Source organism: Mucilaginibacter sp. Bleaf8 (genome assembly GCF_018390515.1).
GTDB lineage: Bacteria > Bacteroidota > Bacteroidia > Sphingobacteriales > Sphingobacteriaceae > Mucilaginibacter.
The window spans coordinates 1,921,957-1,939,576 of sequence record NZ_JAHBBK010000001.1 but is presented as its reverse complement, the minus strand read 5'-3'; the positions used below and the strand labels follow the sequence as shown (position 1 = coordinate 1,939,576).

The 17,620-nt window shown below is 45.4% G+C and carries 13 protein-coding genes; 12 read left to right on the top strand and 1 reads right to left on the bottom strand.

Going from position 1 to position 17,620, the window contains the following annotated elements; translation table 11 throughout:
• Nucleotides 1–70: 70 nt before the first annotated feature.
• The 12 genes from KHS38_RS08455 to KHS38_RS08400 all read left to right on the top strand — a co-directional run bounded on the left by KHS38_RS08455 (nt 71) and on the right by KHS38_RS08400 (nt 17,280).
• Nucleotides 71–928 (top strand): STAS domain-containing protein, encoded by an 858-nt coding sequence (locus KHS38_RS08455; protein WP_213488057.1) that lies wholly within the window; start codon nt 71–73, stop codon nt 926–928.
• 12 nt (nt 929–940) lie between these two features.
• Nucleotides 941–1,345, top strand: coding sequence for an STAS domain-containing protein (locus tag KHS38_RS08450; protein ID WP_213488056.1), 405 nt, complete (start codon nt 941–943; stop codon nt 1,343–1,345).
• A complete protein-coding gene (locus KHS38_RS08445) occupies nt 1,326–1,739 on the top strand; it encodes an anti-sigma regulatory factor (protein WP_213488055.1) in 414 nt (137 codons plus the stop codon). The genes KHS38_RS08450 and KHS38_RS08445 overlap by 20 nt, the downstream gene beginning before the upstream one ends.
• Nucleotides 1,732–2,751, top strand: a complete 1,020-nt coding sequence (locus KHS38_RS08440; protein WP_213488054.1) for a SpoIIE family protein phosphatase — start codon at nt 1,732–1,734, stop codon at nt 2,749–2,751. Before KHS38_RS08445 ends, KHS38_RS08440 begins: the two co-directional genes overlap by 8 nt.
• Before the next feature lie 2 nt (nt 2,752–2,753).
• A complete protein-coding gene (locus tag KHS38_RS08435; RefSeq protein ID WP_213488053.1) occupies nt 2,754–3,935 on the top strand; it encodes a sensor histidine kinase in 1,182 nt (393 codons plus the stop codon).
• A gap of 353 nt (nt 3,936–4,288) precedes the next feature.
• Nucleotides 4,289–8,176: a CshA/CshB family fibrillar adhesin-related protein gene (locus KHS38_RS08430; RefSeq protein WP_213488052.1), complete on the top strand. Its 3,888-nt coding sequence runs from the start codon at nt 4,289–4,291 to the stop codon at nt 8,174–8,176.
• A 38-nt stretch (nt 8,177–8,214) separates the two neighbouring features.
• A complete protein-coding gene (locus tag KHS38_RS08425; protein ID WP_213488051.1) occupies nt 8,215–9,183 on the top strand; it encodes a PorP/SprF family type IX secretion system membrane protein in 969 nt (322 codons plus the stop codon).
• A gap of 26 nt (nt 9,184–9,209) precedes the next feature.
• The gene (locus KHS38_RS08420) at nt 9,210–11,192 is read left to right on the top strand and encodes an OmpA family protein (RefSeq protein WP_213488050.1); all 1,983 of its coding nucleotides are present in this window, start codon (nt 9,210–9,212) and stop codon (nt 11,190–11,192) included.
• 365 nt (nt 11,193–11,557) lie between these two features.
• Nucleotides 11,558–12,406: a M57 family metalloprotease gene (locus tag KHS38_RS08415; RefSeq protein WP_213488049.1), complete on the top strand. Its 849-nt coding sequence runs from the start codon at nt 11,558–11,560 to the stop codon at nt 12,404–12,406.
• Nucleotides 12,407–12,501: 95 nt separating this feature from the next.
• Nucleotides 12,502–15,291 carry a S8 family peptidase gene (locus KHS38_RS08410; RefSeq protein WP_213488048.1) on the top strand — a complete coding sequence of 930 codons (2,790 nt, stop codon included), beginning with the start codon at nt 12,502–12,504 and terminating at the stop codon, nt 15,289–15,291.
• 77 nt (nt 15,292–15,368) lie between these two features.
• Complete coding sequence (locus KHS38_RS08405; protein ID WP_213488047.1) at nt 15,369–16,325, top strand: CvpA family protein; 957 nt, start codon at nt 15,369–15,371, stop codon at nt 16,323–16,325.
• An 88-nt stretch (nt 16,326–16,413) separates the two neighbouring features.
• On the top strand, nt 16,414–17,280 hold the full coding sequence (locus KHS38_RS08400) for a glycoside hydrolase family 16 protein (protein WP_213488046.1): 867 nt from the start codon (nt 16,414–16,416) through the stop codon (nt 17,278–17,280).
• Nucleotides 17,281–17,375: 95 nt separating this feature from the next.
• Here KHS38_RS08400 and KHS38_RS08395 read toward each other — a convergent pair whose 3' ends face one another.
• Complete coding sequence (locus tag KHS38_RS08395; RefSeq protein ID WP_213488045.1) at nt 17,376–17,558, bottom strand: hypothetical protein; 183 nt, start codon at nt 17,556–17,558, stop codon at nt 17,376–17,378.
• Nucleotides 17,559–17,620 lie beyond the last annotated feature (62 nt).

Below are 17,620 nucleotides of genomic sequence, written 5' to 3'. Positions count from 1 at the left end.
TATGAACTAAAAGTACTTACCGTTATTCTATATTTGCCAAAAAACGTATATTCCTCAAAATTAAACTGAAATGCCAAACGCTGCTGAGATTTTTAAAAATAAGCAAAGTTCGATCCTGGAGTTATGGATGAAAAACCAATTGGCTGACATTGGTTTAAGAGATGACCTGATGAGCAATGAAGATTTGCGTGTGCAGTCAGAAGAAATGGTACAGGTTTTAGTGGATAGCCTTAATACCGAAAACATCACCAATCCACAATCGTCAGACTTTGATCCGGTGCTTGAAATCTTAGCAGGCATATCTATGTCAAGAGCCCGCCAGGGATTTAGTCCCCGTGAAACCGGCGCTTTTGTTTTAAGTTTAAAAGAGGCTTTACTGGAAATATTGCAAACTGAAATGCAAAATGATCCGGTATCTTTATATCAGGAGGCTTTAAAAGTGAACCGCCTGGTTGATAGCTTTAGTATCGTTACTTTCGAAACCTTTATTCGTGGCCGCGAAGAAGTGATCTTGCGTCAAACTGATGAGATCGCCGAAATTTCCACCCCCGTTATCCGTGTTTGGGACGGCATTTTAGCGTTACCTATTATTGGTACGCTGGATAGTGCCCGCACCCAGATTGTGATGGAAAGCCTGTTACAGGAAATTGTGGAAACCGGCAGCAGTATTGCTATTCTGGATATATCGGGCGTTCCGGCGGTTGATTCGCTGGTGGCTCAGCATTTAATAAAAGCCGTAAGTGCTACCCGCTTAATGGGAGCCGAGTGCATAATCAGTGGCATCCGTCCTGAAATTGCACAAACTATTGTACATCTGGGTATCGACTTGTCTAACATCGTAACAAAAGCCAGTCTGGCGAGCGCACTTAAATTTGCGTTTACTACCTTACGTCTGGAAGTTAGAAAAAAAGCTACAGCGTCGGCCTAATAATTACTGTAAATGGACAGGATTCCTATTTTAAAAATGGGTCACTTCTTGTTGGTGACCATTCAGGTAGATTTATATGACCGTCTGGCTATGGATCTGGAAGCAGATCTGATCAGGATGGTAAACAAAACAAGTGCTAAAGGCGTGCTGATTGATATATCAGCCGTGAGCATTGTTGACTCTTTTATGGGACGCATTATTGGCAACATCGCCAGCATGTCTAAACTGCTGGATGCTGAAACCGTTGTAGTGGGCATGCAGCCTGCAGTAGCCATTACATTGGTTGAACTGGGCCTCGAATTACCGGGCGTACATACCGCCTTGAACGTAGAAAAAGGCATGGAGTTATTAAAAGGAATGATTGTTGTTGATGATGAGGAAATAGAAGACGAAGACGATGATATTGCCCTTAGCTAAAGACATCCTTAAGGTTTATAAAGAACAGGATGTGATATTGCTGCGTAACCGGGTAAAAGAGCACGCTGTACGTATTAAAATGGGTTTGGTAAACCAAACCAAATTAATCACGGCAGCCAGCGAACTGGTGCGCAACATGCTAAGGTATGGCGGCGGCGGCGAAGTTACCGTTGAGGTAGTTAGCCGTGGGCGCGATAATGGTATCCGGCTGATATTCAAAGACCAGGGTCCCGGTATTCCGGATATTAAAAAGGCTATGGCTGACGGGTTTTCGACCGGCAAAAGTTTAGGCTTGGGCCTGCCCGGCACCAAACGGCTGGTGAACGAGTTTGATTTAAAAAGCGAAGTAGGAAAGGGAACTACGGTTACCATAATTAAGTGGGCCAATGGTTGACGCTACACATACCAGCTATCCGGCTGATGACAGAAGCTATTACTCTTTATTAAAAAAAGACATACATCATAAGGCGCAGGAAGCCAGTTTTGATGCCAAAAAACTGGCTGCATTAGATCTGGTGCTGGCCGAAATGACCTCTAATTTGCACAAGTATGCAACAGGTGGCGAAATACTGGCCGGCCTGTTGCATGACCAGTATGGCGAATACCTGGAAATTATCTGTATTGATAACGGGCCCGGCATGGCCGATGTAGCCAAAGTAATGATCGATGGCTATTCTACCACCAATACAATGGGTAATGGTTTAGGCAGCATGAAGCGCCTGTCTGACAGGTTTGATGTTTTTTCAATAAAAGGCTGGGGAACCATAATATTAAGCCGCATTTATAAAAACGAGTTAAAAACGCCGATAGCAGCAATCAGGTATCCGGAGATACGGCCTTTGGTAGTTGCCAAAACCGGCGAAGTGGTAAGCGGTGATGGTATCTATTGCTCTGCATCAGGCAAAATAGTACATCTCATGGTTGCCGATGGTTTAGGGCATGGCAAGGAGGCCAATCTGGCTATAAATGAGGCCGCCAATGCATTCAGAAGCTCACCTTTTTCATCGCCGGTTGAAAGGTTACGGTACCTGCACCAAAGCATTCGCAAAACGCGTGGCATGGTAGGTATTGTAGCTGCAATCAACATGGATACTAAAAGCATTGAAATAGCCGGTATAGGTAACGTAGCTGCAAAATTTTTAAATTTTGGCGGCTTGGTTAAAAACCATATTTCCTATAATGGTATTATTGGTCATAACATTCCGAACACCATGAATGATCAGCAGGTTTCAATTGCCGACTATAATTTGCTGATTTTTTGTTCGGACGGTATTAAATCAAGATGGGATATCAGTAAGTACCAGGGCGTGCACAAGTGCGATCCGGCTTTGCTTGCTGCCGCTATATATAAAGACTTTTCAAGACGAACTGACGATACTTCGGTGATTGTTGTTAAATTAAGATAAGCATGCTCGAGATTTCAAGTATAACCCTGGATAATGAAATGGATTTGCCCCTTACGCATAAAAGGGCAGCAATTATCGGTCAGCAACTTGGGTTATCGCTTTCTACGCAAACTACCTTTGCTACTGCTGTTTCAGAAGTTTGCCGTGTTGTGCTGGAAAGAACCCTGGAAAACCTGCTGTCATTTTATCTGGAAGATAACAGCGACCGTTGGTTTCTGATAGCAACCATCCGTACTGCAAAAACAGCGCTTAACAAACATGCTGAGGAATTTAAGTATGCACACCGCTTAGTACCCATACTGGAAGTAAGGCACCAGGACGGCCATACGTTTATTGATCTTAAACTGGGCCTGCCGCGCACTGTACAGCTTACCAAGCTTAAAGTTAATAAGCTGATACAGTATATGCAGAATTCCATTACCATAACGCCTTACGAAGAGATTAAGCAAAAGAACCAGGAACTGATTAACCTGGCTGGCGAGCGTGAGGAGCAATTGCGTTTATCTAATATTCTGAATGCGAAAAAATCCGAGTTTCTTTCTATAGCCAGCCATGAGCTGCGCACGCCGTTAACTGTAATTAAGGCATACGCACAGGTAGCTAAAACGCTTAAAGACCCAAACCGCCTGGTTGAATATCTGGATAAGATAGACCAGCAAGCCTCAAAAGTAAATGTGCTGATACAGCAACTGATGGACCTGTCGAAAATTGAGAACGATAAAGTTGATTACCGGATGGAAAGGGTTGACTTTAACAAGTTCTTATCAGATGTGGTAACTTCTGCCGAGCTCTCTAACCCCAATCATCACATTAGCCTGGAGCTGGCTCATCCGGTGCATCCAAGCATGGATAGACTAAGGATAGAGCAGGTATTGGTTAACCTGATTGGTAACGCAGCTAAGTATTCGGCATCAGGTAAAAATATCACTGTTAAGGTTGATGTCAGCATTCCTCACCTTCTTACCGTATCAGTGGCCGATCAGGGCGTAGGTATTTCCAAAAAAGACCTGTCTAAAGTTTTTGAAAAGTTTTTCCGGGCCGATGGCGTTACAAAAAATGTAGCCGGCCTGGGTATGGGCTTGTATATAACCACCCGCATTATTAAGGAGCATAACGGCAAAATATGGGCCGAAAGTACCGAAGGACAGGGCTCCACCTTTTACTTCTCTTTGCCAACCAATTAACAGGCTTAATCTGATGGGTAATTGTGGATAGCTTTATCCTACTATGTTAATAAATTAATTATTAAAAATATTGACACATAGGTAGTAACCAATTATTTTAGGTTTCGTACAAGGAAAAAACTGTGTTTTCTAATCATGCAATTTTGGATCTGTACACCTAAAACATCAGCCATATGACTAAAACTTTACCTTTCCTTAAAGCCTTTTCGGGCTGTAGCATCATCGTGCCTTCAACTATAGTGCGCACAACAGTCAGTTAACCTAAGGTTCCTCTTCAAGCTATACATTCACAGGGGCTTTAACCTGTAACGTTCTGCAGTTACAATTAGTGATGCCTCTGCAAAATATATTCTATGTTCAACAATTACTTGCTCAAAGTAGCTTTATTGTTTGTGTTGTTTTGCCATGTATTTACCAAGGCATCGGCGCAATATGCTATAAGCGGCAGTGCAGGGCCTAACACGTATAACTCCGTATACTGGCTTACGTGGGACCCAGCAGCACCGAACTCAACACTCATATCCTCACCCACCGGTGCCGATGCTTCGCACATCATTAACGGTACTTATACCTGGCAGTTCTCACCAACGGTCCGGATATCGGCTACCATTAGTAATGAAGTGTTTTCGAGTGGTGGGTACATGACCTCCTACACGCCCGGCGATTACTATGCCGATGGTTTGAACCTGATTTATTCGGGTAACGGGCTACCCGGGACGGATTCGAGAGGTGTGCGGGCTTCGGGCATGTCTACAAGTTATGGTGGTACAGTTAATTTCGATATCGCTATTACGGTTAGTATCCTGATCAATAACCAGTGGACAGAAGTTGATTATCCGGGCATGATCATAGCCGATGCAGAGTCTATAGACGTAGGGGGCGAGTATATAACCGGCACTACACCTAATCCAATTTCATGGCAGTTGCTTAATAAGCGTACGCAAAACAATGGAGCAGATGAGCATTATAAAATGGACTTAACCAACAGCGGGAAAACGTTCAAATTATATGCCGATTCGCTTCCGGGTAATTTTGGCGTACAGGCAGTTATGTTTGCCCACGGTGCGCACCGCCTCACCAATGTGGGGATGAAAGGTTCGGGTATCACTGCTATGGCAATAGGCTTTGTGCTGCCATTTGATTTAGGCGATGATCCGGCTACGTATGGTGTGGCAGGTAACTACATCAATGATTTTGAAATAACCGATTACTTTGCCGGAGATGGTACTTATGCGGTGGTTAATTATGATACAACCAGATTAGTACCCAAGGCTAACGTATACATTGGCGCCAATAACGTTGACCCCGACGGGCAGCCTGTAAATGTGGTGAATGCGGATAGTGACGAAAAGGTTAACAATAATGACGAGAACACCATAACCCCTTCAGCCCGTCCGGACATTAGAGTGAATCAGGTTGGTGATGTGGTGCTTAGCATCCCCGCAACAAATAACCGGAATATTCCGGCTACGCTTCATACCTGGGTTGACTTTAATAGCGATGGCAGGTTTACACCTGATGAAAGGCTGCAAATTACAGTGCCGGCCAATACCGTTAACCGTACATTTACATTAACCTATCCAAATGCAAGCTTCGCCAGTAAAATCAGGGTAGGGCCTTTGTACGTAAGGCTAAGAATTACCACAACAAACCTTACTGACGATACATCCACCCCTGCCGATGAACGAAGTACCTCATTCGCTGCTGACGGCGAAACCGAAGATTACCGTTTTAAAGATATTTTAGGCATTACCATATCAGGTGCAGTTGTAAATGATGGTAACGGTGCCGCCGATAATGCTATTGCTGGCAACGGTTTGCAGTCTGTTGGCAATGCCCAGCTGTTTGCTTACCTGATTGATAATGCCACCGGCACTGTGGTTGCTAAAGATACTGTAGGTACAAACGGTACCTATTCCTTTACCAATACAAATAACGGCAATTATACGGTAGCGGTGTCAACCAGCAGTGTGGATACCGGCAGCCCGCTTTCTGCCGTAGCAGCAAATCTGCCTGCGGGGTGGCAGCCATCCGGCGCAGCGTATGGTACCAACAACGCCGGCCATACCGGTATACAGCCTGGTACGCCAAACTTACAGGTGCAGGTATCAACACCAGGCACCAGCTTGGATATAAGTAATGTTAACCTCGGTATTAACCAGGCACCGGTTGCAGTGGCCGATACAGCTGTTACCGGTATAGCACAGCCGGTAACCATTAACGTACCAAGCAATGATTCGGACGCTGACGGGCAGCTCAACCCCGGTTCTGTCTTATTAATTGACCCTGCCGATAATACCAGGAAAACCAGTGTAACTATAGCCGGCCAGGGTACCTATACCGTAAACACAACCAACGGCCGGGTTACATTCACACCAATTGCAGCCTTTACCGGTAACACAACGCCTATAGCTTACACTATAAAAGATAACTTGGGCAGCGAAAGCCCGGCGGCCTTAATATCAGTAACCATAAACCCGTTGGGTGTAAATGATGAAGGTGTAACGCCTATTAATACGCCCATTACCACAAATGTAAAAGCTAATGATGGCTCCGGGGCGGCGAATAATACCGTTACACCAACCAATGGTGCGCATGGCACTACCACGGTTGATGCAAATGGCAACGTAATATACACACCACAAAATGGCTTTATTGGTTTAGATACCTATACATACACCCTTACTACGCCTGATGGTTTAGTGTCTGCACCAATTACGGTTACTATCCGCGTTAAGCCGGTTGGCGTGAACGATACGGATATTACACCTGTGAATACACCGGTTACTACTACCGTAAAATCAAACGATGGGCCAAGTGGTATAAATACTACCGTTACGCCAACCAATGGTGCTAACGGTTCTACAACTGTAAACCCGGATGGTACCGTAACCTATACGCCTAACCCTGGTTATGTTGGTACCGATACTTATACGTATACCTTAACAACACCTGATGGGATAGTATCCGACCCTATCACGGTTAATGTAACTATTTATAGCGCAGCTATTAGGTTAACCAAGGTAGCCAACAATACCGTTAACAAAGCCGGCGATGTAATTAATTACACCCTGGTGGTTACCAATACAGGCGGCGTTACCTTAACCAATTTAGTGGTTACCGATGCCGGAGCTGATGCCGGTTCTATATCACCTGCAAGTATAGCCAGCCTGGCACCCGGCGCTAATACCGCTGTTACGGCCCGCCATACGGTTACGCAGGCTGATGTAACAGCAGGCAGCTTCAGCAATCAGGCTACCGTAACAGGTACCGACCCGAAAGGTACTCAGGTAACGGCGCGCTCCGATGATCCGTCTACCTTAGCGGCTAATGACCCAACGGTGGTTACCATATCACCGCTGCCTGCCGGTGCCATCCGTATAACCAAAACCGGGGTATTAAACTCTTTCTTCATCACTTATACGTTTGTGATTACCAACACCGGTAACTCGGCATTAAATAATGTATTGTTTACTGATACCAAACTTGGGCAAACCAATACCAGTGTGGATGTACCTGCGGGCGGCCTGCTGCCTGGCAACAGCGTTACCATAACACGTACTTATACACTAACCCAGCCTGATAGAGATGCTGGTTCGGTAAGTAATACCGCAAGCGTTACGGCCATCGATGCCGCAGGTAATACGGTTACCAACTCGGCCACCACAACAACTGCCGTTGCTAAAGCGCCAATTGCCACCAATGATGTGGGCTATAGCGGCAACAACCAGCCGGTGGCTATCAGCGTACTTACAAACGATAGTGGCGCCGGTACAGCACTCGATCCAACAACTATTGAGGTAATGACCCAACCCGAGCATGGTACTGCGGTGGCAAATTCAAATGGTACCGTGGTGTACACGCCTAATCCAGGTTATACCGGTCCGGATACGTTTACTTACCGGGTAAAGGATCTGAACGGTATTTATACCAATGTGGCTACGGTAACTGTAAACAGCAACGCCACGGCGCTGTTCAATATCCCAACTTTATTTACGCCTAACGGCGACGGTGCGAACGATACTTTCGAGATCAGGGGGCTTACCCAGTATTCGCAAAACGAGCTGGTGATTGTGAACCGCTGGGGCAACGAGGTGTACCATCAATCCGGCTACCAGAACAACTGGACCGGCGAAGGCCTTAAAGAAGGTACTTACTATTACCTGCTTAAAGTTAAGATTAATGATAACTGGCAAGTATTTAAAGGTTATATAACACTGATCAGAACATTTAAAAATTAACCTGGATGCTTGTTTGTTGGTGCGATAAATACTACACTATGAAACGAATTTTAACCCTGGCTATATTATTATTGAGCACAAAGCTGCTTTTTGCGCAGCAGGATGTGCAGCAGAGCCAGTATATGTTTAACGGAATTTACATTAATCCGGCCTATGCGGGATATAAGCAAAGCTTGAATCTACACAGCTTTTACCGCTCGCAGTGGACGGGTATGCCCGGTGGCCCGGTAAGCATGTCGCTGGCAGTTGATGCTACGGCCAATGATGGTAATGTGGGTCTGGCGCTACAGGTAGCAAGCGATAAGCTGGGGGCGCAAAACTTCCTGTCGGCCTATGCTAATTACGCCTACCGGTTAAGGATGAACGCCGATGGCAGCTCGCGCCTGGCCTTTGGCTTAGGTATTGGTTTGCTACAATCAGGCATCAACGGTAACTTGCTCAATACAAACGATCCTGAAGTTTACCAGCCGGTAGGTAACCAAAGCCAGCTGATGCCCGATGGCCGTATTGGCGTTTATTACTCAGACAACAAGTACTATGCAGGCTTATCTGCCGATAACCTGATTGCACAGTTTATTGACGTAAAAGCGAGCAATAGCTATCTGGCCCAGCCCAAACCGCATTATTACCTTACCGCCGGTATGCTGGTACCATTATCAGAAGATGTAATGGTGAAGCCCAGTGTGCTGTTGAAAGATGACAGGGGAGGCCCTACCAGTTTGGATGTAAATGCATTTTTATTGTTCGGCCAAAAGCTTTGGCTGGGTGCCTCATACCGTACTGGTGTTAAACTGTATAGTAAGGACTATCTGCAGCGTGATCTGAGCAATCTTAACTCGGTTGTGGGCGCGGTTGAATTGTTCCCGCTCGAAAACCTGCGTGTAGGTTATGCTTATGATTTTTCAATCGGACCGCTGAAAGGCTATAGCAGCGGTACGCACGAATTGTCGGTGGGCTTTTATTTCAGAACGGCTAAAACGCGTATGCTTACCCCACGATATTTTTAACCGGCCTTAATCTGAAGATATCAACGATGAAGAAATTATATACCAAGCTTATTTTATTCCTGTTACTGGTGTTGCCGGGCCTCAGCAGCCGGGCACAGTATATCGTAAAACAGGCCGATCAGCAATACGATATTTTTAACTACAGCAAAGCGGTTGAGCTGTACCTGAAAGCCTATAAAAAAGATTCAACACTGCACAACGCCGAACGCCTGGCCAACAGCTACCGTTTTATGCACGATTATCTTAACGCAGAAAAGTGGTTTGCTATCACGACAGCCAAAACCGGTAGCAAAACCGAAAATGTGTTAAGATATGCCGAGGCGTTAAAAAATAACTTAAAGTATGCCGAGGCTAAGGCGCAGTACACCAAGTATTATACTTTAAGCAGACCGATAGATACGGCCAGGCTCAATTTTTGGACATCAGCCTGTGACTCTGCCATGCGCTGGATGAAAAACCCAGTACCGGTAACCCTTAAAAATGAGGCTTCGCTGAATAGCAACCAATCAGATTGGGGTACTGTAATTTACAATAACCAGATTTTGTTTACATCAGACCGTTCGGCTAAAGATAAAGAAGCAGTAACTAAGAAAAATAAACCTTTCTTACGATTCGACTACCGTAATGAGGGGCCAAATAAGGACATATACGGCTGGACAGGTCGCAGTTACCTGAAGTTGTATAGCGTGCCTCAAAATGCGGCAACTACCGATGCTATACAACTTTTTGAACTGCCCGCCCGGGCCGATTATCACGTAGGGCCGCCATCGTTTACCGCTGATGGTACCGAAATGTGCTTTACCATGACCCGCATTCCCGAAAGATGGGAAGGGCGTAAAGATTCGGTCAAAACGGTAAACATTGAAGTTTATACCAGCAAAAAGAACCCGATAAGCCAACGGTGGGAAAAGCCCGTACCGTTTAAGTATAACAACGTGCAGTATTGGTCGGTTGGCGATCCGTTTATTACGCCCGATGGCAAAACGCTGTATTTTGTATCAGATATGACCGGCACAACGGGCGGTACCGATATTTGGTATTGCAACCGGGGCGTTGATGGTGACTGGGCAAAGCCGGTAAATTTCAGGGTGCTAAATACCACTGGCAACGAGCGCACGCCGGTTATGAGTACAGATAGCATTTTCTATTTCTCGAGCGATGGTGCGAAAGGAATGGGTGGGCTGGATGTTTTTAGGGCGGTACCCCGAATTAACGGTTATCAGAAACAAAACATGGGCTATCCGTTCAACTCGCCGCAAGATGATTTTGCGTTTTTGTTGTCGAGCAATACCACGGGCTACCTGTCGTCAAACAGGCAGGGCGGTGCAGGTAGCGATGATATTTACAGCTTTGTCTATCAGCCGGCACCAACCTATTTGTTAACCGGCGTAGTATTTAACAAAAGCACCCGTCAGCGCATTCCTAACAGTACCGTCACGCTTACCCCGGTTAAAGGCCGCGACCTTAAAGCACAAAGCGATGCAAACGGGGCTTATAAATTCACCTTGCAAAGCAACAGCGAGTACCGTTTAAAAGGCGCCAAAGAAGGTTATTTAAGCGATAACGATGACAGGCCGATCTCAACTGCAGGCCTGCCGCCAACTCAGGAGATAAGGAAGAACCTTTATCTGGAAAAAATTGTGCTTAAAAAAGCGATCCGGCTCGAAAATATTTATTACGATCTGGATAAGGCAGATATCAGGCCGGATGCTGCTATAGAGTTGGATAAGCTGATCAAGATATTAAAAGACAACCCAACCATTGAAGTAGAGCTGGGCTCACACACCGACAGCCGGGGCGATGATGATTATAATAAGGAACTATCAGAGCGCCGGGCCAACGCCGCAGTTGATTACATTACCACTGTTGGCGGTATTGATGAGTATCGCATTATTGCACGGGGCTACGGCGAGAGCCGCCTGCTTAACCGTTGTGGCAACGGCGTAAAATGCAGCGAAACAGATCATCAATTAAACAGAAGGACAGAATTTACTATTATTAAGTATTAGGATAATATCTTGATTTGCTAAAACTGCCCTCAATATTAAAGGCGCCGTATCAAAACAACACATATGGCGCCTTTTTCATTAACGCAGTTTGGTATTATTGTAATACTGGCAATAGTAGCAGGCTTTTAGGTTGCCGTGTGGATAATTTTTTTTAATTTCTAAGTAAAATTTATTTTTTATTTTAAATTAATGTAAGTAAATTGGGATACCCTGTAAAACCAATAGAGATTGTAATTAAATATTTGTTTACCGTACTGCTTAGCGGCATAGTCTCGCAATCATATGCTTAAAAAGTAGTACCGGTAATGCTGGCCAGCCAATTTGTTTGCGGTTTTTAGGATTAACTTAATCATTATTTAAAAATCATGAAAAACAAATTTTTACTTAGGGCCAGCCTATGTACAGTCCTTGCTGCGTCCATTTTTTTCTCTTGTACCAAAAAGAATGACGTGGCTCAAACCTCACAGGATGAAGTGTCAACTGCTGTGAAGCAGAAGATTGCCGAACTGGGTTTCAGTACCGATCAGGTAAGAAAGACGGATGGCGGTTACCTTGTTGAAGGTGATATTTTGCTAACGGAGGCCAATCTTTCGGAAGCCAGCAGCAGCCCCGTTTTACGTATTGCCGAAAATGAGCAGTATCGTACCACCAATCTGGTTAAAAATCTGCCACGTACTATTACAGTTTCGGTGTCTAACCTGCCTACCGTTTATACTACTGCAGCCACAAATGCTGTTGCCCGCTACAATCAATTGAACCTGACACTTAAGTTTCAGATGGTGAGCAGTGGTGGTCAGATTAATATTGTTGGTTTTAACCAGGGGCCAAGCGGTGGCTACATCACCTTAGGTTCGGGCGGTTTCCCAACTACATCTGGTAATCCATACAGCCAAATCAGGATGAACACCAATACAGCAGCTTATGGTACTAATCCAAATGTGGGTTATTTAACTTCTGTATTACAGCACGAGATTGGCCACTGCATCGGTTTCCGTCATACCGACTATATGAACCGTGCATACAGTTGCGGCGGTACTGCCACAAATGAAGGTAGCACTTACAGCAGCAGCAATCCGCAAAATTATCCGGGGGCTGTACAAATTCCAGGTACGCCATCAACACCTGATGCAGGTTCATTCATGCTAGCCTGCTCAAACGGCGCCGACCGTACTTTTAATGCAAATGATGTTGTAGCGCTTAACTATCTGTATTAAAAGCATTTGACAGTATTGTGTTTATTTGATCAATTAAATAGTTTTACGGGTAAAGGGGAGTAATAAGCTCCCCTTTGCTTTTGTATAAATGGTGCATGATTAAAAAAGTAATTTGTTTATCGTTCCTCATAGCCGGATCGTACGCGGCGCTTGGGCAGAAGATGATGAGTGAAAAAGCTATCCGAAGCGTGTATCAAAGTCTGGGTTCAACTAAAAATACGGATAGCATTAAATACTATCTGGTAAAATTCAGTAACCCGTCACAAATATCAGGTGTGCGTATCGTCAAGAAGATATCTCCTGAATTTAGTGTGATAGCGGCTTCATCAGGCATAGCTGCTAACCCGCACCTGAAAGAGGTTACACAAGCCAACAGTTTATGGAAAGCGGCCGATAATCTGGCACAGCTCTGGCAAAAACATCCCAATAGCCGCAGTACAATTGAACTGGAGGTGGAAATCCGTAAGCCAATAAGTACTGATATGGCCAGGTATGGCACCATCACTGTGCAAAGCGGCAGTCATATTCGCATTAAAACCACTTTACAGCAATTGCCCGAATTGCTATCGCTTCCCGCTGTTGTTTTTGCCAATCAGCGCAGGCAGCCGCATGAGGAAATTGTCATTGACGATATTGACCTGGGAGTTAACGCCATAAGCGCAATTCGTAATAATTACCCGGATATAAATGGTGCCGGTATCAACGTGGCAGTTAAGGAGAACAGGTATGATGATGACCTGGATTTGCTGGGGCGTACCTTTACCTCTTTTACCGCAGCCGGTATTACTTCCGGCCATGCCACTACCATGGCCACTTTGATAGGGGGTAGCGGAAACAGCTTTATAACCGGACTTGGCGCAGCACCGCAGGTAAGGTTCACCTCGTCGGACTTTGCCAACCTGATGCCTGATAGCGTTGGCATCTTTAAACAATTTAATATTACCCTTCAGAATCACTCCTACGGTACGGGAATCGAAAATTACTACGGTATTGAATCGGCAGCGTATGATAAGCAAGTGCTGGATGTAGATACCTTAGTACATGTATTTTCGTCGGGTAACGTAGGTACATCAGCGCCCGAAACGGGTATTTATGGTGGATTAAAAAACTTCGCTAACCTTTCGGGGGATTTCAAGCAAGCCAAAAATGTATTGGTTGTTGGTGGAACCGGAAGAAACGATGTACCGCAGGATTTAAGCTCCAGCGGCCCTGCTTATGATGGGCGCGTAAAGCCCGAACTGGTAGCCGACGGCGAGGACGGCACATCGGGTGCCGCCGCGTTGGTGTCGGGTGCGGTCGCCTTATTACAGCAGGCTTACAAGCAGCAATATCATCAGCAACCCCCATCAGCACTAACAAAAAGTATACTGATCAACGCTGCTGATGATATAGGTAAAGCCGCTGTCGATTTTAAAACGGGCTATGGCAAACTGAATGCTTTGGAGGCGATTAGAACTATAAAGGATCAGCGGTTTCAAAAAGGGGTAGTTACGGTCAAGCAACAACATGATTTCACTATCACCGTTCCACCCAATTGCAGGCAACTCAAAGTAACGCTTGCCTGGAATGATATACCTGCCGAACTGAACGCGCCCGAGGCATTGGTAAATGATCTGGATTTATCAGTAACCGCCCCTCGGGGCAGTACTTTACTGCCTTGGGTGTTGAGTACTTATCCTTCGCTGGATTCTTTGCTGGCCCCGGCTCAAAGGCGCAGGGATACCATAAACAACGTGGAGCAGATAACGTTGCAAAACCCGGTTCCGGGCAACTATACCGTACACGTAAAGGGAAGTAAAATACCGGTAGGGCAGCAGATATTTTATGTAGCCTACCAGGCGGTACCGGCCAACCGTTTTGAATGGGTTTATCCATCAGGCCCCGATCAGCTTTTTGCTGTAGGCGAGAATTACCTACACTGGCAAAATTCATTTGATGCAACAACGGGAAAACTGAGTGTCAGTTATAATCATGGCGCTACCTGGCAGGAAATTGGCAGCGTTAATTTGAAAAATAGTTACTATCAGTGGCACGCACCCGATGTGTTCACCACTGCCAAGCTTAAAATGGAAATAAACGGGCAGGCGCAAATTAGTAAAGAGTTTACGCTAAGCAAGCCCCGAAATTTGGATGTGGGATATAACTGCAGCGATGGTACCCTGCTGCACTGGAACCCACAGCTTGGCTCCACTGGTTATGTGATTTATAATATTCAGGAGAATAAGCTGCAAAAGCTTGCCACGGCAACCGATACTACAGTACTAATACCTGTGCAGCAGCAAAATGCGCCTTACTTTGCGGTGAGCGCTATGGGCAATGGTTTTGAAGGCATAAAAAGCTATACCATAAACACAGCCAATCAGGGTGTGGGCTGTTATGTGAAAAGCCTGCTCGCATTGGTAACGGGGAATACTGTATTGCTTAACCTGCAGGTAGGTAGTGTGGCCAACCTGAAAACGATTAGTTGGGAGAAAATGGCGGGTGCAGATACGTACCTTACTTTGGGCACTACAACCATAACTAGCAATAATTTGGCGTACCAGTTTACCGACACCAATCCCAAAAAAGGTACTCAATATTACCGGGCCAAGTTTACTACTACCGATAACCGCATTAGCTATACCGACCTGGCCAGTGCAGATTATTTGCAGCCCAATCAATTTGTGGTTTATCCAAACCCAGTTAGTACGCATGTAAATATTCTGAGTGGTGATATTAATGATTATGAATTTAAGTTGTATGATGCCAGTGGTAATGTAAGGCTAACCACCAATCTAACCGAACTGCAAAATACCATTACGCTTAATGTGAACACGGGGGTATATATATACATAATCAGCTTGAAGGGTAAAGTGATTCATCAGGGTAAACTCATTAAAGTATAGTACTTAGCTATGGCTGGCGGCCTGCTGTCAACAAGGCTTGGTTTTAATTGTATATTACGTACGCATAAAAACCAGGAATGAATTTAATTGATATTGTATTGGTTCTGATTGTAGGCTTATCGGTATGGATGAGCATACAGCGAGGCTTTATTGTTGCGGGGCTGGAATTGCTGGTTTGGGTAGGCAGTTTGCTGGTGGGGTTTATAGCTTATAGCCCTCTTGCAGCGCTCATTCGAATGGTCGTTCCATCATTAGGGGTTTGGGTGGCGCCGCTGGCGTTTATAGTGGCCGTTACGCTTTGCCGGTTGCTGTTGGTTTATCTGGTTGATAAGCTGTTGAGTAAAACGCCCGACCGTGTGCACGAAAATGCTGCCAATAAAGCGCTGGGCTTTATACCCGGATTGATAAATGGTTTAATATGGGCAGCATTAGCAGGTACTTTTCTATTACTGTTGCCCGTTACAGCGCCGGTATTTAACCGGATGCGCGATGGCGGGCTGGCCAATAAGCTGGTAGTTGGCGTAAGCTGGGCCGAAAACAAGCTGGCACCCATTTTTGGTGACGCGCTAAACCATGCGGTGCCTAAAATGACCGCCGAGGTGGATAACGAACGGACAGTTAAACTGCCCTACAGTGTCAAAGATGCCAAGGTTCGCACCGATCTGGAATCACAAATGCTGGAGTTGGTAAATAACGAGCGCCTTAGTCGTGGTTTGTTGCCTTTAAAGGCCGATCCAAAACTGGCTGTTGTGGCCCGCAAGCATTCTGCCGATATGTTTGCACGAAGCTACTTTTCACACTATACGCCGGAAAACCTTGACCCGTTTGACAGGATGAAACGTGATGGCGTGCAGTTTTTAACCGCCGGCGAAAATCTGGCCGTAGCCCAAACTTTATCCATAGCTCACACCGGTTTAATGAATTCGCCGGGGCACCGCGCAAATATTTTAAATGCCGCTTTTAGCCGGGTGGGCATCGGTGTGCTGGATGGCGGTATATACGGTTTAATGATAACGCAGAATTTCAGAAACTAAGCCAGTTTAAGTAGGTCGGGTTGTTTACCGCAATTTTATACGAATAAATAAGTAAGTATTAACCCAACCCTGTAAATTAGCGAATCCTATGCAACCAATTATAATCAGTAAACTTATCTTGGCCGCAGTGTCGGCATGCAGCTTTGGTTCAGTAAAGCAACAAGCTGCGCTACCTGATACCGGCAAAGTGCAATCTCAGCTGGCACCGGCAAATAAAAGCTGGAAATTTGAAAAAAAGCCTGTTTGGGCCGATGAATTTAATGGCAGCGGTTTGCCCGACAGTACGAAGTGGAGTTACGATTTAGGCGGCCACGGCTGGGGCAACAACGAGCTGCAAAACTATACCAACAGCACCCACAATGTTAATAGGGCCAATGGTGTTTTAACAATCACCGCCCGTAAAGAAAGTTCAGGCAGCCGGGAATATAGTTCGGCGCGTATTGCCACCAAGCACAAAGGCGATTTTTTATATGGCCGCTTCGAGATCAGGGCTAAAATACCTGGCGGGCGTGGTACCTGGCCGGCAATATGGATGTTACCTACTGATAATGCTTACGGCGGCTGGCCAAAATCGGGTGAAATTGATATTATGGAACACGTAGGATATGATCCTGCAAATATTCATATCACCGTACATACCGAAGCCTATAATGGTGCAAAAGGTACCCAAAAAGGTCAGGCTAAAAAGATAGAGGAAGCATTTACTAAATTCCACACTTACCGGGTTGACTGGACCCCCGATGCCGTACGCGGATATATTGACAATAAACCCGTGTTTGAGTTTATAAATGATGGCAAAGGTTATGCAAGCTGGCCGTTCAATAAGCGGTTCCACCTGCTGCTTAATGTGGCCGTTGGCGGTAACTGGGGCGGTGTAAAAGGTGTGGACGAAACCGTGTTCCCGGCGGCAATGGAGGTTGATTATGTGCGGGTATATAAAATGGTTGAAAAATAAGAAAGCCGCCCGGATTTTACTCACGTGGCGGCGATTCAAACACACACTACAATATATATAAACACAACTGGCTCCTTAGGCTAATTCATGTCCTATCATTGTTCAATTAAGCTTTGCAAATTGTGGCTTGCAAATAAACCAGGGTGCTGCCATGGTAAATTAATTACCGGTACACCCAAACGGCCCACTAAAAGGGATGGTGCCAGGCTGTTTTTGTTGAGCATTTGATAGGGATACTCATTCAGCATTGCAACGGCATCTATACTATTGGCTTCCAAAAAGTTCTTAAATACAGCTACTGTACTGCCATAAAAGAACTCTATCCGTATATCAGTTATCT

Coding starts and splice junctions, on each gene's coding strand:
- KHS38_RS08455 (WP_213488057.1), top strand. CDS start 71: ATGCCAAACGCTGCTGAGATTTTTAAAAATAAGCAAAGTTCGATCCTG.
- KHS38_RS08450 (WP_213488056.1), top strand. CDS start 941: ATGGACAGGATTCCTATTTTAAAAATGGGTCACTTCTTGTTGGTGACC.
- KHS38_RS08445 (WP_213488055.1), top strand. CDS start 1,326: ATGATATTGCCCTTAGCTAAAGACATCCTTAAGGTTTATAAAGAACAG.
- KHS38_RS08440 (WP_213488054.1), top strand. CDS start 1,732: ATGGTTGACGCTACACATACCAGCTATCCGGCTGATGACAGAAGCTAT.
- KHS38_RS08435 (WP_213488053.1), top strand. CDS start 2,754: ATGCTCGAGATTTCAAGTATAACCCTGGATAATGAAATGGATTTGCCC.
- KHS38_RS08430 (WP_213488052.1), top strand. CDS start 4,289: ATGTTCAACAATTACTTGCTCAAAGTAGCTTTATTGTTTGTGTTGTTT.
- KHS38_RS08425 (WP_213488051.1), top strand. CDS start 8,215: ATGAAACGAATTTTAACCCTGGCTATATTATTATTGAGCACAAAGCTG.
- KHS38_RS08420 (WP_213488050.1), top strand. CDS start 9,210: ATGAAGAAATTATATACCAAGCTTATTTTATTCCTGTTACTGGTGTTG.
- KHS38_RS08415 (WP_213488049.1), top strand. CDS start 11,558: ATGAAAAACAAATTTTTACTTAGGGCCAGCCTATGTACAGTCCTTGCT.
- KHS38_RS08410 (WP_213488048.1), top strand. CDS start 12,502: ATGATTAAAAAAGTAATTTGTTTATCGTTCCTCATAGCCGGATCGTAC.
- KHS38_RS08405 (WP_213488047.1), top strand. CDS start 15,369: ATGAATTTAATTGATATTGTATTGGTTCTGATTGTAGGCTTATCGGTA.
- KHS38_RS08400 (WP_213488046.1), top strand. CDS start 16,414: ATGCAACCAATTATAATCAGTAAACTTATCTTGGCCGCAGTGTCGGCA.